Annotated in this window: 24 protein-coding genes; 10 read left to right on the top strand and 14 right to left on the bottom strand. The window is 64.7% G+C overall.

Features of this window, described 5'->3' with window-relative positions:
- The first annotated feature begins 11 nt into the window (after positions 1–11).
- Both OWC48_RS07700 and OWC48_RS07695 read left to right on the top strand, forming a co-directional pair.
- Positions 12–821, top strand: coding sequence for an SDR family NAD(P)-dependent oxidoreductase (locus OWC48_RS07700; RefSeq protein ID WP_282519421.1), 810 nt, complete (start codon positions 12–14; stop codon positions 819–821).
- 108 nt (positions 822–929) lie between these two features.
- Positions 930–1,727, top strand: coding sequence for an aldolase (locus OWC48_RS07695; RefSeq protein WP_282519420.1), 798 nt, complete (start codon positions 930–932; stop codon positions 1,725–1,727).
- A gap of 107 nt (positions 1,728–1,834) precedes the next feature.
- On the opposite strand, the gene OWC48_RS07690 is transcribed toward OWC48_RS07695, so the two are convergent.
- A complete protein-coding gene (locus OWC48_RS07690; RefSeq protein WP_282519419.1) occupies positions 1,835–3,064 on the bottom strand; it encodes a lytic murein transglycosylase in 1,230 nt (409 codons plus the stop codon).
- A gap of 132 nt (positions 3,065–3,196) precedes the next feature.
- On the opposite strand from OWC48_RS07690, the gene OWC48_RS07685 reads away from it, so the two are divergent.
- From OWC48_RS07685 to OWC48_RS07675, 3 genes are all read left to right on the top strand, one after another.
- Complete coding sequence (locus tag OWC48_RS07685) at positions 3,197–3,457, top strand: hypothetical protein (RefSeq protein WP_254138445.1); 261 nt, start codon at positions 3,197–3,199, stop codon at positions 3,455–3,457.
- A 73-nt stretch (positions 3,458–3,530) separates the two neighbouring features.
- On the top strand, positions 3,531–3,782 hold the full coding sequence (locus tag OWC48_RS07680) for a hypothetical protein (RefSeq protein ID WP_282519418.1): 252 nt from the start codon (positions 3,531–3,533) through the stop codon (positions 3,780–3,782).
- Between the two features lie 85 nt (positions 3,783–3,867).
- Positions 3,868–4,056: a hypothetical protein gene (locus OWC48_RS07675; protein WP_282519417.1), complete on the top strand. Its 189-nt coding sequence runs from the start codon at positions 3,868–3,870 to the stop codon at positions 4,054–4,056.
- A gap of 6 nt (positions 4,057–4,062) precedes the next feature.
- Here the strand turns inward: OWC48_RS07675 and OWC48_RS07670 are convergent, their stop codons facing one another.
- Positions 4,063–4,593, bottom strand: coding sequence for a MarR family winged helix-turn-helix transcriptional regulator (locus OWC48_RS07670; RefSeq protein WP_282519416.1), 531 nt, complete (start codon positions 4,591–4,593; stop codon positions 4,063–4,065).
- A 53-nt stretch (positions 4,594–4,646) separates the two neighbouring features.
- Between OWC48_RS07670 and OWC48_RS07665 the strand changes: the two genes are divergently transcribed.
- Together OWC48_RS07665 and OWC48_RS07660 are read left to right on the top strand one after the other, a co-directional pair.
- Positions 4,647–5,126 carry a carboxymuconolactone decarboxylase family protein gene (locus OWC48_RS07665; protein WP_282519415.1) on the top strand — a complete coding sequence of 160 codons (480 nt, stop codon included), beginning with the start codon at positions 4,647–4,649 and terminating at the stop codon, positions 5,124–5,126.
- 32 nt (positions 5,127–5,158) lie between these two features.
- Positions 5,159–5,662 carry a cupin domain-containing protein gene (locus OWC48_RS07660; RefSeq protein ID WP_282519414.1) on the top strand — a complete coding sequence of 168 codons (504 nt, stop codon included), beginning with the start codon at positions 5,159–5,161 and terminating at the stop codon, positions 5,660–5,662.
- Between the two features lie 30 nt (positions 5,663–5,692).
- Here OWC48_RS07660 and OWC48_RS07655 read toward each other — a convergent pair whose 3' ends face one another.
- Together OWC48_RS07655 and efp are read right to left on the bottom strand one after the other, a co-directional pair.
- Complete coding sequence (locus OWC48_RS07655; protein WP_282519413.1) at positions 5,693–7,315, bottom strand: M23 family peptidase; 1,623 nt, start codon at positions 7,313–7,315, stop codon at positions 5,693–5,695.
- A 17-nt stretch (positions 7,316–7,332) separates the two neighbouring features.
- On the bottom strand, positions 7,333–7,899 hold the full coding sequence (gene efp / locus OWC48_RS07650) for an elongation factor P (RefSeq protein ID WP_282519412.1): 567 nt from the start codon (positions 7,897–7,899) through the stop codon (positions 7,333–7,335).
- A 162-nt stretch (positions 7,900–8,061) separates the two neighbouring features.
- Here efp and epmA point away from each other — a divergent pair, with 162 nt between their 5' ends.
- Genes epmA through OWC48_RS07635 form a run of 3 tightly spaced genes read left to right on the top strand, consistent with a single transcriptional unit; the run spans position 8,062 to position 10,518 of the window.
- Positions 8,062–9,126, top strand: a complete 1,065-nt coding sequence (gene epmA, locus OWC48_RS07645; RefSeq protein ID WP_282519411.1) for an EF-P lysine aminoacylase EpmA — start codon at positions 8,062–8,064, stop codon at positions 9,124–9,126.
- Complete coding sequence (locus tag OWC48_RS07640) at positions 9,123–10,217, top strand: lysine-2,3-aminomutase-like protein (RefSeq protein ID WP_282519410.1); 1,095 nt, start codon at positions 9,123–9,125, stop codon at positions 10,215–10,217. The genes epmA and OWC48_RS07640 overlap by 4 nt, the downstream gene beginning before the upstream one ends.
- Positions 10,218–10,260: 43 nt before the next feature.
- Positions 10,261–10,518, top strand: a complete 258-nt coding sequence (locus tag OWC48_RS07635) for a hypothetical protein (RefSeq protein WP_282519409.1) — start codon at positions 10,261–10,263, stop codon at positions 10,516–10,518.
- Between the two features lie 58 nt (positions 10,519–10,576).
- Here OWC48_RS07635 and OWC48_RS07630 read toward each other — a convergent pair whose 3' ends face one another.
- From OWC48_RS07630 to OWC48_RS07585, 10 genes are all read right to left on the bottom strand, one after another.
- On the bottom strand, positions 10,577–11,662 hold the full coding sequence (locus OWC48_RS07630; protein WP_282519408.1) for a 3-deoxy-7-phosphoheptulonate synthase: 1,086 nt from the start codon (positions 11,660–11,662) through the stop codon (positions 10,577–10,579).
- A 231-nt stretch (positions 11,663–11,893) separates the two neighbouring features.
- Complete coding sequence (locus tag OWC48_RS07625) at positions 11,894–12,472, bottom strand: HdeD family acid-resistance protein (protein WP_282519407.1); 579 nt, start codon at positions 12,470–12,472, stop codon at positions 11,894–11,896.
- Positions 12,473–12,541: 69 nt separating this feature from the next.
- Positions 12,542–13,582, bottom strand: coding sequence for a PrsW family glutamic-type intramembrane protease (locus OWC48_RS07620; RefSeq protein WP_282519406.1), 1,041 nt, complete (start codon positions 13,580–13,582; stop codon positions 12,542–12,544).
- Positions 13,583–13,641: 59 nt separating this feature from the next.
- Positions 13,642–13,905: a hypothetical protein gene (locus OWC48_RS07615; protein WP_282519405.1), complete on the bottom strand. Its 264-nt coding sequence runs from the start codon at positions 13,903–13,905 to the stop codon at positions 13,642–13,644.
- 256 nt (positions 13,906–14,161) lie between these two features.
- On the bottom strand, positions 14,162–14,419 hold the full coding sequence (locus OWC48_RS07610; RefSeq protein WP_282519404.1) for a hypothetical protein: 258 nt from the start codon (positions 14,417–14,419) through the stop codon (positions 14,162–14,164).
- Positions 14,420–14,556: 137 nt separating this feature from the next.
- A complete protein-coding gene (locus OWC48_RS07605) occupies positions 14,557–15,561 on the bottom strand; it encodes an acyl-CoA desaturase (protein ID WP_282519403.1) in 1,005 nt (334 codons plus the stop codon).
- A 122-nt stretch (positions 15,562–15,683) separates the two neighbouring features.
- The gene (locus OWC48_RS07600; protein WP_282519402.1) at positions 15,684–16,310 is read right to left on the bottom strand and encodes a PilZ domain-containing protein; all 627 of its coding nucleotides are present in this window, start codon (positions 16,308–16,310) and stop codon (positions 15,684–15,686) included.
- 131 nt (positions 16,311–16,441) lie between these two features.
- Entirely contained in the window at positions 16,442–17,101 is a 660-nt protein-coding gene (locus tag OWC48_RS07595; RefSeq protein ID WP_282519401.1) for a hypothetical protein, read from the bottom strand.
- A gap of 923 nt (positions 17,102–18,024) precedes the next feature.
- Positions 18,025–18,255 (bottom strand): photosystem reaction center subunit H, encoded by a 231-nt coding sequence (locus OWC48_RS07590; RefSeq protein WP_081369264.1) that lies wholly within the window; start codon positions 18,253–18,255, stop codon positions 18,025–18,027.
- Positions 18,256–18,761: 506 nt separating this feature from the next.
- Complete coding sequence (locus OWC48_RS07585) at positions 18,762–18,896, bottom strand: hypothetical protein (protein ID WP_282519400.1); 135 nt, start codon at positions 18,894–18,896, stop codon at positions 18,762–18,764.
- Positions 18,897–18,932: the final 36 nt, after the last annotated feature.

The following is an 18,932-nucleotide window of genomic DNA, read 5'->3' as shown; positions in this document are numbered from 1 at the left end:
AGGGAGTGAATATGGCAGGGCAGGTTGAGGGCAAGGTCGCGTTGGTCACAGGCGGCGCCTCCGGCATTGGCGAGGCCATCGTCGAGCTGTTCGCGCGCGAGGGCGCTACCGTCGTCATCACCGACATCGACGAACTGCGCGGGCCCGAACTCGCCAAGCGCGTGACAAAAGCCGGCGGCAAGGCGATCTTCCTGGAGCAGGACGTCACCAGCGAGGAGCGCTGGATCGAGATCGTCGCCGAGATCGCCAAGCGCTACGGCCGGCTCGACATCATGGTCTCCAATGCCGGCATCGGCATTGCCGTGCCCTCGATCGTCGATATGACGCTCGCTGACTGGCACAAGCAGAACGCCATCAATCTCGACGGCGTGTTTCTGTCGGTGAAGCATTGCCTGCCGCCGATGCGCAAGACCGGCGGCGGCTCGATCGTGATGATGTCGTCGCTTGCAGGCCTGCGCGGCTCGCCGGGCCTCTCGGCCTATTCGCTGACCAAGGGCGGCGTGCGGCTGTTCGCAAAGTCGATCGCGATGGAGTGCGCGGCCGCCGGCGACGGCATCCGCGTCAACTCCGTTCATCCCGGCATCATCGACACGCCGATCTGGGGCAAGATCCCGACCGGTGCAGCTGGTGCCGGCCAGAACGCGCCGATCGATCCCGAGGAGCGCGCCCGGCTTGTCACGCCGCTCGCCCGTGCCGGGCAGGCCGCGGAGATCGCCTCCGGCGTGCTGTATCTGGCCTCCGATGCCTCGCGTTACGTCACCGGCAGCGAGCTCGTGATCGACGGCGGCATGAACGCCGGCGGCGTGCCGCGGCGGCAATAAGCCGCCGCGCAAGACGCGAAGGGCAGGGTGGCGCCCGCAGGGGCTGACGCAGAGGCGTCGGCCCTGTACAACGCGGGCCTCTTCCGGCCGAAAGAGGTTTCCTTCGCCATGGCGCACAGCCTTCAGTCTTCCTCATCCGCACCTGCGCCGTTCCGCTCGAACCGGCCTGATCTCGCCACCGACGCGATCCGCACCGCGCGCGAGGACCTCGCAGCCTGCTTCCGCATGGCCGCGCGCAATGGTTTTGAGGAGGGCATCTGCAACCATTTCTCGGCCGTGGTGCCCGGCCATGACGATCTCTTCCTGGTCAATCCATACGGCTACGCCTTCCGCGAGCTGACGGCGTCAAAGCTCCTGATCTGCGATTTCCACGGCAACGTGCTCGACGGCGATGGCGCACCCGAGGCAACCGCGTTCTACATCCACGCCGAGATGCACAAGCGCCTGCCGCGCGCGAGGGTCGCCTTCCACACCCACATGCCCTACGCCACGGCGTTGTCGATGACCGAGGGTGATCCCCTGATCTGGGCCGGCCAGACCGCGCTGAAATTCTACGGCCGCACCGCGGTGGATCGCGATTACAACGGCCTTGCCCTCGACAACCGCGAAGGCGCGCGGATCGCATCCGCCGTCGGCGATGCCGACATCGTCTTCATGAAGCATCATGGCGTGATGGTGCTGGCGCCGACCATCGCGGAGGCCTGGGACGATCTCTATTATCTCGAGCGCGCCGCCGAGGTGCAGGTGCTGGCGATGTCGACGGGACGAAAGGTGCTGCCGGTCGATCCCGCGATCGCGGCGGAAACCTACAGGCAGATGCGCGACGGCGATTCCGAATCCGCGCGATTGCATCTCGCTGCGGTTCGGAGGCAGCTTGACGCGGAAGAGCCGCAGTACCGGCACTAGGGTTGTTGCCGTAGCCCGGATGGAGCGAAGCGCAATCCGGGGCCGTCAACCACGGATGCGGCGCTCCCGGATTACGCTGCGCTTCATCCGGGCTACGGGCTCGCGGCCTACGACCCCTGCCGCAACTTCGCCAGCACCTTCAGCCCGCCATAGCCATCGGCGGGCGTGATCCCCGCGCGCTGCTGGAAATCCTTGATCGCCTTCATGGTGTCGTTGCCGACACGGCCGTCGGTGCCGCCGGTGTCGAACCCGGCCTTGGTGAGCCGCGTCTGCATTTCCTGCACCTCGGCGAGCGTCAGCGCGCGCTCTGAGCCGGGGAAGGGCTGGATGAAGGGCGGCGCGCCGAGGCAGCGGTCGCCGAGATGGCAGATTGCGAGCGCATAGTTCATCGAGGGATTGTAGCTCTTCACCGAATAGAAATTCGGTCCCAGCAGGAACGTCGGCCCACCCGCAACCGGCGTCCACATCTGCGCGGATGCATTCGGTTGCGGAAACGGCTGGCCGTCGGCGCGGGTGACGCCAGCCGATGCCCACGCCGCGTAGGTGCGGTTGCCGCTCGCCTCTCCGGACGCGCGGACCTCGTAGCCCCAATGCTCGCCACGGCGCCACTTGCCGCGATTGACCAGATACTTTGCCGTTGAACCCAGTGCATCGTCGGGCTTGCCGAACGGCGACACCTTGCCGTCACCGTCATAGTCGATGCCGACATTGAGCCAGACTTCCGGCATCCATTGCGAATGGCCCATCGCGCCGGCCCAGGACCCCTGCATCTGCTCCGGCGTGCTCCAGCCCTTGTCGACGATGCGCAGCGCGTTGATCAGCTCGGTCTCCCAATAGGCTTTTCGCCGCGGCTCGTTCCAGGCGAGCGCGGCGAGCGAGGGGAATACCGGCGTCATGTGGTTTTGTTGCACTAGCGGATCGCCGTAGGCCGACTCCACGCCCCACAGCGCCAGCAGGGTGCCGCGCTCGACGCCGAAATCGCGCTCGATGCGCGCGAGCAGCGCCTCGTTGTTTTTCAGCGCGATCTTGCCGTTGATGATGCGCCAGTCCGAGACGCGGCGGTTGATGTATTGCCAGACCTGCTCGTGGAATTCGGGCTGGTTGCGCATCTGCTTGAACACGCTCATGTCGGGCTCGACCCGCGCCATCGCGCGCTGCCAGGTCGCGGCCGAAATGCCCTTCGCCATGGCGCGTGCACGAAAACCCTCGCGCCATTCGTCGAAGCCCGGAGGCGCGGCGAGAACCTGCGTAGGGAATGTGATGAATGCGGCTGCGCCGAGCGTGGATCGAAGCAGGGCGCGGCGGCTGTGATTGGCCGAGGAATCAGCTTGTTTCATGGACCCATTCTAGCGGGAAACACGGCTGCTGTGGGCCGGTTCCTGGAACACCGGGAACAGGCTCGGGCCCGCGTTCCGCCGGAACAAAGTGTCGCAGTCCCGCATTCCCTCCGCATACACTGGAGGATGAAGATGAAAAGATATCTGTTTGCCGCCGCCATGGTCACGGCCATCGCCGCCCCTGCATTCGCCGATGAAGTCGGCGTTCACGTCGGCCCGGTCGGTGCCGGCGTGACGGTCGGACAGTCCCACGAATATCGTGAGCGGGACCGCGATCGCGATCGCACCACGGTCATCAAGGAGCGCGAGCCAGCCGACCGCACCACGGTGATCAAGAAGGAAGATGAATTCGGCAATCGCAGCAAGACCGTGATTCATCACGACAACGACTGACGGAGCTGGGCCCCGGCCGATCGCCGGGGCCCGCCTTCTGCACGCAGTCTGCTCATCGAGAATTCGGGGTGGAATGAAGATACGGGCACATGCGGAAAGCCATGTCGTCGAACTCGACGACGGATCGCGATGGCGGATCTATCCCGCCGATCTCGCGACCACGTTGAGCTGGAAGCCCGAAACCGATTTGCGTATCGAGCCGAGCGGGGATCGGACGAGTTCGCATGTGCTGGTGAATGCTGCCGATCAGAGCCGCGTGCGCGTGAGCGCGGCGGGCGATGCCTGGCCCGACGGCGAGGTTAAGAAAGCGTTGAAGGGCGGCTGAGCGTCCCTGCGCTCGCCAGGATATCCACAATTTTAAGCCTGTCGCTTTACGGTCGGTTTGCTTCCGTCTGCGTAAGAATGCGCGCATGCGGGAGCTGTTGGACATCATCCGTACAAATCCTTGGCCGTTCGGCGCCGGGCTGTTTGTCGTGATCCTGATGATCATCGCCGAGAACTTCGGTCGTGGCATTCAGGGCGACGGCGCCGTCAGCGATTTCTCGGATACCGATGGAGGCGACGGCGGCTGCGGTGGTGACGGAGGCGGCGGCGACTAGGGCCGGTTAATCCTCCTGCAAATCGGCGGCGATGCCGGCGAGCCAGCGCCGGATCGCGGCTTCTGCCTTGGCGTCCAGATTTGCGGCAAGGCGCTTCTCCAGCGCGATCACGCGCTCCCTGCAAGCCTTCAACAGCGTCGTTCCCCGCTGCGTCAGCGCCCATTGCTGGATCCGGCCGTGGACCGGATGAGGCGTCATCACGATCGCACCGTCGCGAGCGAGGTTGCGAATGATCACGCCGACCGTCTGCGGGGTCAGGAAAGTCAGCCGGGCGACGTCGGCGCCGGAGAGACCCGGATAGGCGTTCAGCATGGTCAGCACGGCAAATTGCGGCGACGTCACGCCGAGGTCGGCGAGCGTCCGTTCCATCGTCAGGCGGACCGCGGCGTGGGCCTGTCGCAGCAGATAGCCGAGATAACCTTGCTCGCCGCGCTTGCCTTCTCCGGGCGCGGGCACCCGAACGGCAACGATTTCGGCAGGCGCGGTCGGCTTCCGCGAGGCCTTCGATTTCGTGATGGCAGCGGTCTTGCGCGTCATGTAAGAGCTCTTATAATATGTAAGTGGTCTTACAATACACGAGGTGAACGCCAATGTCACACGCCCGCAGCGAATACGAGGATTTCAAGAAGATCGCGCCCGATGCGTATGAGCTTGTGCTGGCGCTCGGCCAGGTGGCGGCCAAGGCGGGCCTCGACAAGCAGCTGCTCGAGCTGGTCAAGCTGCGCGCCTCGCAGATCAACGGCTGCGCCTTCTGCGTGCAGCACCACGTCCTGTTGTCGGAGCGGATCGGTGTGCCCGTGGACAAGCTCAATCTGGTCGCGGTCTGGCGCGAGGCGCCGGTCTTTTCCGCGCGCGAGCGCGCCGCGCTGGCCTGGGCGGAGGCGCTGACCTTCCTGCCCGATGGCGTCAGTGAAGAGGTCTATGCGGACGCTTCCGGCGAATTCTCCGAGACCGAGCTGATGTACCTGACCTCGGCGGTCGCCTCGATCAACGTCTGGAACCGCTTTGGCGCCGCGTATCGCTGGACGCCGGCGAAGCGGCCGGTCGCAGCCAGCGCTGCGGCATCTTGATTGCAACAACGAGAAAACAAGGGGAGGTTGTCATGACTGCAATGAGTTTGGCCCATGCGCAGCGTCCGGTGCCATCGCGCTCGATGGCGCTGGCCGTCGTCGGCGGGCTCGCCTGCGCGCTTGCGATCGGCAAGGCGTTGCCGGTGACGATGGACACCATATCCGGCGCGTTGGCGCCGCTTTGCGCGACCGCGGCGGAGAGTTCGCCGCTCGACAAGGTCGAGCCGATCGGCTCCTACGCGCTGCCGAACGTCCCGGGCAAGCGCGTCACCATCGTGCGTGTGTTCTACGGTCCCGGCGGATTCTCGCGGCCGCATCGTCACGCGGGTTCGGTGACCGCCTACATCACCAAGGGTGAAATCCGTTCCCAGCTTGGCGGCGGTCCTGTCGAGACATTTGGTGTCGGCCAGTCCTTCTTCGAGCCGCCGGGATCGACGCATCTGGTCTCGGCCAATGCCAGCGCGACCGAGCCGGCGGAATTGATCGCGGTGTTCGTGGCGGACGAGGGCGCGCAGCTGACGACGCTGTTGGAGTAGTCCGTCGCGGCCCTATGAGCGAACTCGCCCTCAATTCTCCTCGCCGCTCGATCCCTCCCGCAGGTCCGGCTTGATCACGTCCTCCGGCAACGCGTGCGCCACCGGCTGCGGCGTGCCGGCGATCTCCGGGCCGACTTCGCGGCCGCGGGCGTGGATCAGGCGTTCATAGGCCGAGACCAGCGTGAGGTAAGGACTGACCCAGATCCAGCCGTCGCGGGTAAAGACCTGCACGTCGAAATGCAGATGCATCGATGTGCCGGCGGGATGGTCGAGATAGTTGGAGACCACGCCGATCTTCTCGCCTTCGGTGACGATGCGGCCGTTGAGCATGCCGTCGGCGGTCAGCGCCTGCGGGTTCATGTGCATATAGCGGAAGCGGATATGCTCGGTGCGGCTGTTGACCTCGAGCGTCGCGGCCTGATCCCTGGCGCCGCGGATCACGATGGCGTCGCGCACCGCGACGACGCCGCGCTGCTTGGGATCGCAGGGTTCGCGGCCTTCGCCGGACGGTGGGCACCCGGCGGCGCGGATGTCCTCGCCCTGGTGACCATAACCGCCGCCGCACTGCCAGACCTCGAAACTGCGGGACTCGCAGAAATTGTCGCGCCAGGGATAGGCCGTCGGGCCGTCGCTCTTGTCGCGCTTGCCGTAGGATTGCGAACGCACGAAGGCGGGCGCCTTTTCGAGCGGAAAACGGATCTGCGCATAGGCCATCACATCCGGATGGCCGGCCTTGTTGCGATAACCGGTGTTCGGGATGATGTCGCCGCTCGGTCGGTAGGTGAAATCCGGCGAACGCGCTGAAGGACGATCGATGATGCTGGAGGCCATGTCCGTCAGCGGCCGCATGCGCTGGCCGCCGGCGATGCGCAGCCCTTTCAGGAAACGCTCGGCAACCGGATAGGCTTCCTTGCAGGCGAGCCTCCGCGGCTTTGCGATGCTGTCCAGGCACTGGATGGAGACGACATAGGCAACGCCGAAGCGGGTGAAGGCGTAGCGCACATAGCCTTCCCGGATGAACCTGCGCAGGTCCGGATAGGTTGCCGCAAGCGGCTTGACCTGCTCGCCCTTGCCGCCGGCGGGATCGGCGACGTCGTAAACGAGTGCCGAGCCCGTGATCTGCACCTCGACCGGCCTTGCGTAGACGCGGCTCGGCGTGCCGTCGCCGGCGCCGGGTTCGAGCGAGAAGCTGGCACTGTAGCCTGAGGGGCCCGCATCGAACATGTCGACGGGATTGAAATCGGCCTGGTAGCGCGAGAGCGCGAGTGTCCCCGGCGCGCGGTTGCGCTGCGCCTCGAGATATGCGGCAGCATCGAACGGCAGCAGCACGGGCACGGAGCTGCGGGCGATACCGGTGAAGAATTGCGATGAGACCGCGTTGAGCTGCACCAGCGCAGGCATCGCGCGCGGATCGTAGCGTGGCACCGAACGGCGGGGTACGAAGATGAAGTCGCCCGCGATCTGGGGACGGGTGTTGACCTCGGTGCGGAGCTGGTCGAGCGCTGCGCGCCAATCGACGCGCAGGGCCGTGAGCGAAGGGCTGCGGATCTCATCCGCAGCGAGCGGTGTGGCAGGGAGGAGCGACAGCGACGCCAGAAGCAGCAAGACGAAGCGGAAACTCTTCCCAACCACTGTCTCGCCCCCCGGCGGCACCTGCTCTGATCCCTCGCTTAGTCTTTGGCGCGCTCGGAGTAGGAGCCGTCTTCGGTCATGACGACGATGCGGGTGCCGACCGCGATGTGCGGCGGCACGGTGGTCCGCACGCCGTTGGAGAGCACCGCGGGCTTGTACGAGGACGAAGCGGTCTGACCCTTGGTCACCGGCTCGGTCTCGACCACTTCCAGCGTCACGCGCTGCGGTAGCGCGAGCGAGACCACGTTGACGTCGTGGGTCGACAGCTTGACGGTCATCTCTGGCTGAAGATAGGCGGCCGAGTCGCCAACCACGTCCTTGGAAACCTGGACCTGGTCGTAGGTCTCGGGGTTCATGAAGTGGTAGCCGTCACCATCTTCATAGAGAAAGGTGAAGTTGCGCTCTTCGATCGTGGCCTTCTCGACCTGGTCGGTGGTCTTGTAGCGCTCGGAGATCTTTACCCCGTCCGAGATTCGGCGCATTTCGATCTGGCTGACCGGCGTGCCCTTGCCGGGATGGATGTTCTCGGCGCTCACGACGACATAGAGCTTGCCGTCTTGCTCGATCACGTTGCCCTTGCGAATAGAACTGGCGATGACTCTCAAAGCTATATTTCCTGCTTGCTTGGCCCGGCTCGGGCCAGGACGTGGTCAAATCTCGGGGGGACTCGGGGTCTCAAATCGGACCGCAGCGCCCGTTTCGGGGCGCAACATACTGATTTTGCCGTTGGATGCCAGCACTTTGCTGGGCCGGGGAGCGGTCGGTTGATGGTTGGGGACAAGCCGATTTCGCCGTTCTGGTCGCCCGGGCGGCACCTCGACCGGCGGCCGTTCCTTCAGGCCAGGGGGGCCATTACCGGGTCTCTCAGGGGCTTTTTCGCCGAGCAGGGGTTCCTCGAGGTCGAAACCTCGGTCCTTCAGGTCTCCCCGGGCAACGAAACCCATCTGCACGCCCCCCGCACCGAGATCATGCGGCCCGATGGCAGCCGCGCCAGCCGGTACTTACGGACCTCGCCGGAATTCGCCTGCAAGAAGCTGCTGGCGGCGGGCGAGGAGCGGATTTTCGAATTCGCACGAGTGTTCCGTGATCGCGAGCGCGGTGACCTGCATCTGCCCGAATTCACCATGCTGGAATGGTATCGGGCTCGGGCCCCCTACGATGCCATCATGGCGGACACCGTCGTGGTCATCGCCCGCGCCGCGGAGGCGACCGGAATCGGGACGTTCTCCTTCCGCGGCCGGACAGCGGATCCCTTCGCTGAGCCGGAGCTTGTGACGGTCGCCGGCGCCTTCGAACGGTTCGCAGGGATCGACCTGCTATCGACAATTTCGGGCGGCGAGGGTAACCGTGCCGCGCTCGCGCAGGCGGCCGGCGGCAAGGTCCGCGTCGCCGAGGACGACACCTGGTCCGACATCTTTAGCAAGGTCCTGGTCGAGCATGTCGAGCCGCATATGGGGCAGGGACGTTTGACCATTCTGTTCGAATACCCATCTCCAGAGGCGGCGTTGGCGCGCGTGAAGGCCGATGACCCGCGGGTCGCCGAGCGGTTCGAGGTCTATGCCTGCGGCGTCGAGCTCGCCAACGGCTTTGGCGAGTTGACCGACGCCGAGGAACAGCGCAAGCGCTTCACGGAATCGATGGCGGAGAAGCAGCGCCGCTATGGCGAGGCCTATCCGCTGGACGAGGATTTTCTGGCCGCGGTCGCCGAAATGCCGGAGGCGAGCGGTGTCGCGCTCGGCTTTGACCGGCTGGTGATGCTGGCGAGCGGTGCAACGCGGATCGATCAGGTGGTGTGGACTCCGCCTGCAAATGAAACGTTAAGTGAAACATGACGAAGACCAACCTTGCACGCACCCTGCGTGAGCCGGCCGAACTTGTGGCAGCGCAGCTTGCGCATGCCGAAGCGCTGCCCGCGCTCGAGCGTGTCGCCGCGCGCTATGCGGTGGCGATCACGCCGGCGCTGGTCGAGCTGATCGACACGTCCGATCCCGACGATCCGATCGCGCGGCAATTCGTTCCGACCGTCGCGGAGCTGGAGATGCAGCCAGGCGAGAGCGCCGATCCGATCGGCGATCACCCGCACTCGCCGGTTCCGGGCATCGTGCATCGCTATCCCGACCGCGTGCTGTTCAAGCTCGTTCACGTCTGTGCGGTCTATTGCCGCTTCTGCTTCCGCCGCGAGATGGTCGGGCCCGGCAAGGAGAACGCGCTCTCGGACGGCGCCTATCGCGCGGCGATCGACTACATCCGTTCGCACAGCGAGATCTGGGAAGTGATCCTGACCGGCGGCGACCCCTTGATGCTGTCGCCGCGCCGGATGGGCGAGATCATGGCCGAGCTCGCGGCAATCGATCACGTCAAGATCATCCGCCTTCACACCCGCGTGCCGGTAGCCGATCCCGGGCGGATCAGCGACGAGATGGTGGCCGCGTTGAAGGTCGAGGGCGCGACCACCTGGGTCGCGGTGCATGCCAATCATGCGCGCGAGTTGACGGGGCCTGCGCGCGCGGCCTGCGCACGGCTTGCCGATGCCGGGATTCCCATGGTGAGCCAGTCCGTGCTTTTGCGCGGCGTCAACGACAGCATTGCCACCTTGTCGGATTTGATGCGAGCTTTCGTCGAATGCCGGATCAAGCCCTACTATCTGCATCACGGCGATCTCGCGCCGGGCACCGTGCATTTGCGAACGACGCTGGCCCAGGGGCAGGATTTGATGCGGCAGTTGCGCGGACGAGTGTCAGGACTGTGTCAGCCCGACTATGTCATCGACATTCCCGGCGGCGCCGGCAAATCCCCGGTGGGGCCGAATTATGTGTTGGCGGTGCAAAATACCGCAGCTGACACGCGTGAAGCGGAGACGGAAACGCGCTATCGTATCGTGGATTATTGCGGCGACGTTCACCTCTATCCGCCCGAGACATGAGCGGCGATGCAGAGAACGTGGGTTTGAGAACGGAGGAACGGACATGAAGAAGATCATGGTGGTGGCAGCGTCGCTCGTGGTCTTGCTTGGCGGGGCGGCGGTTGCACAGCCCAGCGGCTCCAAGGGGTCGACATCCAGCGGCGCGACGTCCGGGTCGGTGCCGCAAGCGCCGATCGGGCATCGCCAGCCGCGCGCCGGCGACGTACCGAACGAGAAAAATCTGAGCGATCCGAATAATCCCGTAAACAAGGAAGACGCGGCGCTCGACAAGAAGATCAAGAGCATCTGCCGCGGCTGTTAGCTTGTGGCTAGCGGCGGGCAGGGCGCGACAGCTCGCCCCGCCCGCTTTGGCTTTGGCCTTACGCCGAGCGCTCGTGCAGCCCCGCGCGCTGCGTGTTGCGCCGGATCTCGACCGCGTCAGCGAGCTGCTCGAGCGCGGTTGCCGTGGTCGCCCAGTCGATGCATCCGTCCGTGATGCTCTGCCCGTAGTTCAGCGGCTTGCCCGGCACCACGTCCTGGCGGCCGGCAACGAGATTGCTCTCGATCATCACGCCCATGATGCGGTTCTCGCCGCCCGAGATCTGGCCGGCGATGTCGGCCACGACCAGCGGCTGGTTTTCCGGCTTCTTGCTCGAATTGGCGTGGCTCGCATCCACCATCACCAGCGGCGCGACGCCGGATTTGGCCAGATCGTTGCAGGCCGCCGCGACGCTTGCCGCATCGTAGTTCGGCTTGCTGCCGCCGCGCAGGATGATGTGGCAGTCCTCGTTGCCCGCGGTCGAGGCGATCGCCGAGCGGCCGAGCTTGGTCACCGCCATGAAATGATGCGGATGCGAGGCCGACTTCACCGCGTCCGCCGCAATGCGCACATTGCCGTCGGTGCCGTTCTTGAACCCGACCGGGCACGACAGCCCCGAAGCCAGCTCGCGATGGATCTGGCTCTCGGTCGTGCGCGCGCCGATCGCGGCCCAGGACACGAGGTCCGCAATGTATTGCGGCGTCGTCATGTCCAGAAATTCTGCGCCGGCGGGCAGACCGAGATTGTTCACCGCGGACAGCACATTGCGCGCCAGCCGCAGGCCCTTGTTGATGTCGAAGCTGCCGTCCAGGTCGGGATCGTTGATCAGGCCCTTCCAGCCGACGGTGGTGCGCGGCTTCTCGAAATAGACCCGCATCACGATCTCGAGCTGGTCGGCAAGGTCTTCGCGCAGGCTCGCGAGGCGCTCGGCATATTCGAGCGCGGCCTTGGGATCGTGCACCGAGCAGGGGCCGACCACGACCAGCAGGCGGTCGTCCTGGCCGTTGAGGATGGCATGGATGGCGTTGCGCGCCGCCATCACCACACGCGTTGCGGTGAGCGTGCGCGGGACTTCCCGCATCACCTCTTCCGGCGTGCTCAGCTCTTTCAGTTCGCGGATACGAAGATCGTCGGTCGTGCTCAGCACGGCAGGCTCCTGTTTGGTTGAACCTGCCGGCAATAAAAAAGCCGCCAGGTCTGGCGGCTTGTTCGGACGTTTGCTTCAATATTCAGATTGAGCGCGATCCTCCTGCCGCCAGCGAGCTGTCGTAGCTAAAGTACCAAAAATAGCTGGTGACGAGGGTGATCATGGCCGCTGATATAGCGTGCGATTGGCGGGTTGTCACCCCCCAATCGGCGCGAGGGGCCACGAGGCGCCTCAACTGTTGCTATTGCGTGCCGCCAGCGCCATGCCGATCAGGGTGGCGCCGCCGAACAGCAAATTGATACCGACGAGGATGCCGATCGCCCATTCCGCCGAGCTCGGCAGCCCCGTGATCACCATGAACGCGATGGCGATGTCGACGAGGCCCGAGATCAGGAGCCAGGACCATCGGCTGTTCAGCTCGCGGCGGTGCTCCAGCGCATACATGATGGTGGCGACGCCCTCGGCGAGGAAGTAGGCGCCGAGCACGATGGTCAGCGTCAGCACGGCCTGCATCGGCCGGGCCAGCAGGAGCATGCCGGCGAGCACGGCCAGCGCGGCCGAGATCAGCGACCACCAGAAGCCCGGCGTGCTGCGCGCCCAATAGGTCACGATCAGTCCGCCGATGCCGCTGATCAGGAACATCCAGCCGAGAAAGATCGCGATCGCAAGGCTTGCGAGCGGCGGCAGGATCAGCGCGGCGATACCGAGAACGGCAAGCAGGATGCCTTCGAACAGGAAGGCCTTCCAATGCGCCTTGACCGTTTCGCTCATGGCGGATTGCAGCCGGGAAAAATCCTCAGGCGATGTCATCGGCAGGCTCCAGATCGAAAGCTGTGTGCTCAATCTAGTATGCACACACTCAGCTTGCCATCCCGTGGCTCAACCGCCGCCGTGCGCTGACGAAAAACCTTCGCCGCTGGTGCGAACGCGGTTGCGGCCGAGAACGTAGATCGCGATCGTGACGATCAGGAGCGCGAGGCCGAGCAGGATCGAGACGAAGCCGATCGGGATCAGGGCCAATGTCAGATTACGCTCGGGATTGATCAGCCAGTGATGGATCGAGGTCAGCACGAAGGCGAGGCCGAGAAAGCCGACGCCGCCGCCGGCGAGCAGCAGCGCCCACATCCGGCGCAGCTGGCTGAGCCGCTCCCGCGCGATATCGGTCCGCGGCGCGTGATGGCGCGCGACCCGCCGCACCAGGCGGATGGCGAAGGCGATCGAGCTGAAGCCGATCAGCAGGCTCGCTCCGCCCAGCCACATCCGCAGCGTCGGATCGAGATCGGGCATCCGCTGCAGGGTCAGCAGCGGGAAGTCGAAGGCCGAATGCAGCGCGAGCGGGCCGGCGAAGATCAGCAGGCGGCTGGACAGGCGGGCCCAGTCGCGATGGTGGCGGTTCGCACCCAGCGCCGTGCCCGCGCGTGCGATCGTCAGGTAGGCACCGGCGATGATGCCGAGCGCGCCGTGGAACGGCACGGTCAGCACGCTGCGCAGCGCTGCCAGCGAGCGCCACATCTCGGCATGCTGGACGAGGTAGGCGAGGTTCTCGTAGGCGGCGAAGCCGAGGCCGACCGCGGCGCCGTAGACCACAGTATCCATGGGGTTCGCAAAGGTCCGCCGCTTGGTCGAGGAGACCAGCACGATGGCGATCACCTTGACGGCTTCCTCGGGCAGCGCGACCCCGAAGACCGAATGCATGGCGAGCGCCGCCCAGGGGTTGTCAGGGGCTGCAACCATCTTGGCGAAGGGCGCGCGGGCAAGGCCGAGCAGCGAAATGCTGGCCGCGCCGAGCAGGAACGCAGTCCAGACCTGGGCCGGCGGTCCCGGGCGCTCCTCGGCCGCAATGACGAGCCACAGCATCAGCAGCGCCGGGGCGATGGCGGCAGTTCCGATGACGGTGGGCAAAGCTTCAATCAGGTACATCGGCGCCGAAAATAGGTTCCCTTGGTCCGCTTATCTACGTCTACCGATGCGACCATGTGTCATGCATTCGCTGTCGCGTCACTTAACAGGCGCGACAGCCAGCGTTCATCGGGATCGGCGCCGAACGTGTAGAAGACGAGCGCAATCAAGCGCATGACAGAACCAATCGTCATCGATGGCAGCGGTCCGCGGCCGCCACGGGATCGCGATTGGTAAGTCAGATCAAGGCACTGCGCAGGTTTCTTCGATTCACGATGCACGTGGCTGAGCGGCGAGTCCAGAGGCGGCGTGGCTGCCGCCTGGACGACGCTCGGCCGGGCCAACCGGCCTAGTCACGCTTCGTTGTGCGCCCACGGGGCGGCGCAGCGACCCAGCGTGCGCGCACCTGCTCCAGCTCCCAGAAGGCGCGTACGAGGCACGTGCCAAGGCAGAAGACAATGAGCAGCAGCAGGAAGGCCTGGTCGACGGCGGGGATATGTATCATGACGTTGATTAAGCAACGTGCATGCCATGTGTTCCCGCAGTCGCCTGCGCCGGGGGCGCAGCCCGCAGGGCGATTGGGCCGGTGTTTCCCGCGCTTCAATGCGTGGTGAACGGCGGCGGTTCGTCCGGGGCGATGTCGAAGGCGCCGAGACGGAATTCCTCGCCGACGGCCTCGTCCGGCTCGGCGTGGTGCGCGAGCAGCGTGAAGGCGGCTTGCGGATATTGCTTCCAGATATCGAGGTCGCCGGCCGTAATCGTCAGCCAGCCAAAGGTGTACATATAGCGTCCGGGCTCGGTGACCCGGCCAACCCTGTCCCAGGTGATCTTATCAACCGTAATCTTGTTGACTGCCATTCGGTCCCCCGATCGCAAGTCTGCAAATGAGGTCCGGCACGAGGCACAGACCCTCAAAAGCTGATCCCGCAATGGGGCCGCGATAGGGCAGCGGAGCGGAGGCAAGGCGGCTGGAGGAACGGCCGCCGCCTGTCGCCTTAGCGCGCCGTCGTGGCTGCCTGCGCCTCCGCTTCGGACGCCAGCTCGAGCTGACGGTGCGAGGCGTGGAAGACGTCGTGGACGAGGCCGATCTTCTCCATGCCCAGAATGATCAGGCCGTTGAGATCGATCTCCCACCAGGCGTGCGAGATATAGGCGTCCCGCGGGAAGCGGTGATGGTTGTTGTGCAGACCCTCGCCGAAGGTGAGGATCGTGGTCACGAACTCGTTGGTCGAGGCGTCCTCGACCTCGAAGCGGCGATAGCCGTAGGCATGACAGACCGAGCCGGTGAGCTGGCTGGTGAGGATCAGCAGATACGCACGCAGCAGGCCGGAGAACAGCACGCAGCCGATCATGGTGTGCACGCCGCCGAAAACGTAACCGATCATGCCGGGGATGAAGACGGCCGACATCCCGTACCAGACCCAGCGCGTGCGCACGAAGAACATCGCAATGGGATCGGCGAGGATGTCCTTGGCGTAATATTCGTTCTCGGTCGTCGCCTGGTCGAACACCCAGCTGCCCTGGGCGTGCAGGAAACCCTTGAGCGCGCTGACATAGCGATTGCCGAAGCCGTCGAATTGCGGGCTGTGGGGATCGCCGACGTCATCGGCATAAAGGTGATGGCGGCGGTGGTTGGCGACCCATTTCGCGATCGAGCCCTGCACCGCCATCTGGGCAATGGCGCAGAAGAACACGCGCATGATCGGGCCGGTGCGGAAGCTGCGATGGACGAACAGGCGGTGCATGCCGGCGCCGATGCCGAATGTCGTCAGCGCGAACATCCAGGCGAAGGTAAACAGCTCCACCTTGCCGACGCCTTGCGTGATGGCCCAGATGATGCCCGCGACAGCGCCGACATAGAGAATGCCGAGGAGGAGATAGCTTTCGCGCAACTTGGCCTGAACGAGCGGTCCTTCAGTGACGACGCCGGGCGGGAGCTGTGGCTTTGCGGCGGGCGCGTTTTGGGCGGTCTCTGCCGGGGCGAACTCAGCGATGGACATTCCGGGACTTCCAATAACTCGGGGCCCGCAGTGATTGCGGACGTACTGGGTCACACCCTACCGCGCGGGGATCAGCACCTCCAGTATTTAGTTAAAATTGAGTTAAAATCGATCGGGCCGATTCAGGCCGATTGCAGCATGGGCGTACGGACGACGAGGCGGACGAGGTCGTCCCGCTGCTGCTTTTCGGCGAACTTGACGGCAAAGCCGTTGTCGAATTTGCGAATGACGCGCCCGACGCAGGCGCCGACCGCAAGCGGGGTTCCGATCGGCGGGTCGTATTCGCAGGATATCGCGACGCCGGCCGTGGAGACGTCGATGATGAAGCAGGCATGGGTGCTGCCGTCGGCGAGCGTCAGAAAGGTGTGCGAGACCTGGGGAACGAAGCGCGCGTCATTGCGCAGTTCTAGAATGCTGGCGTCCTTCTGCTTCTTCTCCAGCCAGGTCAGCTTTTCCGACATCCAGGCGCGCCGCTCCCGCGTCATGTCGAGTTCCATCAGGAAGCCCGCCTTCAGCGTCGCGCTGATGGTGCACTGGAATTCGCCAAAGTCCTGGAAATAGGAGGTCACGCGCTCGCCGACCTTGCCGACGACAGGCACGTCGACGATCATGCGGAACGGAGAGACACGCTTGGTGCGGCAGGCGAAGGTGCGTAGCTGGCCCTCGCAATCGTACCAGCGCGGCAGCGAGTAGCTGCCGCTCACGCTGACTTCCACTGCGCGCTGCCTGAGGAACTCTGAGACGGACATGACGCCAATCGTGTTTCGGAGTGTTTCCGTAAAATCACGTAGCGGGCAACGTCTAAGCAAACGATACGCCGATCAAATAGCGAGGGTAAATTTTCGGTAAATGGACGTGGCGTGTCACGACAGTGTGCCGCTCAGAGAGATCCGAGCAGCACCAGCAAGGCGAGCAGGCCGACGGCCATGAGGAGCTTGATCGCCGTCGCAGTCAGGCTGTCCGGCCTGATCTGAAATCCGAACCACGGCAATGCGTGCCGCATCGCCAACCCCGCAGACGCTTCGACGGTCGCGAACACGAATGCGATGCCGGCAATCGCGGACCAGGATGTGTCCGGCGGCATCCATGCCGCAAGCGAGGCCGGGACGGAGCCTTGCAAGGACGCGAGCAGCGCGAACCACCCGAACAGGGATGCGAAGCCCTTGATGATGTCGGGGCCGACCGTATCCCGCTCGAGCCGGATGCCGATCGTTCCAAGCGCGTGCTCGATGCGCTCGCCGTCGGTGAGGAAGAGGAAGGCACCGAGATTGAGCGGAATGCGCGACTGGAAGAACAGGGCGATGACACCGAACAAAACTAAGTAGCCGAAGGCATCGCCGAGAATGTCCAGGCCGCTCGTGCGCGACGGCGTCGGCGCCGTCGCGGCCTGGGGCTGCGGAAGCGATCGGGCCCGCGCCATGTGCTCCAACATTCCGGCGCGCCGCTCCGGCGCGTAGGCCGCGGTACGGTGCATCCAGGACGGCGGAGCCGGCGAGGCGGCGCCGATCTGGCGGTCCGAGGGGGATTTATGCAGCACCATGGCCTGTACCGGTTCCAACGGGACATTGGTCGTCGGTCAGGGGCGGGGAGGTTCATGCGGGGCAGCGGATTTCGCCGCATCAGCGGCCGCCGGTTCACGCTGGCGGGCTCCAGCCTTGTTGCATGCGCTAATCATTCGTGAATTGCCCACCCCTGACGCCGTGGAAATACTGATCCAGCTATGATGGCGGTGGTGTTGATTACCGGCTGTGTCAGCGTTTTGGCTCTAGGCGCCACATTCGCGGTGGTCATCTATTTCGATGCTAGAGCTGATCGCAGGCGCCAACAGTAAGGCCGCGCCGGAAGGTGATTGCCTGATGAACAGGATCACTCGAACGTTGGGCCGGACGGGGATGTCTCTTGTTGTCGTTTCTCTTGTCTCTGCCTGCTCCAGCTCAGAACATGCCGCTCCGAAGTCAGTTGCTCGATCTGGCGCGCAGTGGGCCCGAGACCTCAATGAGCCGCCCCCAAATCGAGAGCCCGCGAGTGCCGCAACTGCGCAGACAAAGGCAGACCTGAACGCGGCGCGCCAGAAGGCGGTTACCGGGCGGTAGGGGTCTTTCGCGCTGAGTCGTCCGCAAGCTTACCGGTGCGGGCAGAACTTCACGAGCCGCGGGGCTTTGGTCCCGCCCTAGATCAGCGGAAAATGGTTGTTCTTATATTGAAGGGCTGACGGATCCGCAGGGCTCATGGGTTAGGAGCACGTGCCCGTGCCAACATTCATGGTGCGTTTGGGCGAAGCCAATCAAGGCCAGGATAATCAAAGCCACTGCGACGCATCCGGCTACAACGTTCTGCATCATGGCTGCCACTCCAGGTAAACTGTGACTGGCTTACTCGGCCAGGCACCGGCGAGCAGGCCTTCGAAGTCCGCGCTGGGCGCCCGGTCACCGAGGGTCCACCGCGGAGGACCGGGCGGACAAGCTATCTGGCGAAACCGGAGTCTAGAAGCTTCAGAGTCGAAATCGGCCACTTGCCGTCGTGGCCACCGATCGAGATCCGGAGCCCGTGCACCTCGTCAAGGAAGACGTGATCAACCGTCCCCGCCTTACCGTCGGTCAGGATAACACCCCTGCCGATTAGCTCCGTCTCGGCAGCATGAAGTTCTCGAAGGATGTTCGTCGCTCGTTTGGTCCAGTCATCGGACATGGTCATGCCCTACGCGGCTGGCGGATTAGTGAAGATCAGTCAGAGCGGCAGATGCATTGAGGCCATCGCCGCTTCGCGCGAGTGAGTGCCGCCAGCCGTCCTTGTCGAGCTCGACCCTGAAACCTTCCGGCAGCCGCGGCTTCTCGCCTTCGGTCACGACTTGCAGCGCGGGTTACTTCGGTGGGTGCAAATCGCCTTGAAGCCAGCGGCCATTGGAATGCATGGGATCTTCATGCGCTGCGAAGGTCGTAAGTGCGTGATTGCAGACAGCGCAGCGAAACATGTGCAAGTCCACGCTTAGGCTTTTTGGCTCGATGCTGACGAGCATCATCTGGGCCTTGCAGCTCGGACAGGCTGGGCGCGCAAATGGAGCCGGCGGAATGGGCCGCGCGAATCTGGCGGCCCACCGTTGTTCGAACTTTCTTTCGAGGTCCGCAGGGATCGTGCTCATGATCCGAACTCCGGGGTTCGCGATCCTGCCCCGGTGCTAACGCCTCAACGCTCACCGCGCCCTAAAGGTCCCAAACAGCACCGGAGGGAACCATCGCGTCCGCAGCGGCGCGGTAGTCGGCCGCCAGCGCGTTCAGGCCGCCGCGCGCGAGAACGAGATCGTCATCGTCCGCCCAATCCGAGCAAAGGCGCTCCATCTCGCGCAGCTCCGCGACCCGGCGCTGTGAACGAGT

It is taken from the genome of Bradyrhizobium sp. Arg816 (assembly GCF_029989365.1).
In the GTDB taxonomy this organism is placed as follows: Bacteria; Pseudomonadota; Alphaproteobacteria; order Rhizobiales; family Xanthobacteraceae; genus Bradyrhizobium.
Note: the sequence above shows the minus strand (reverse complement) of the source record. Positions and strands in the feature narration are given on the sequence as shown.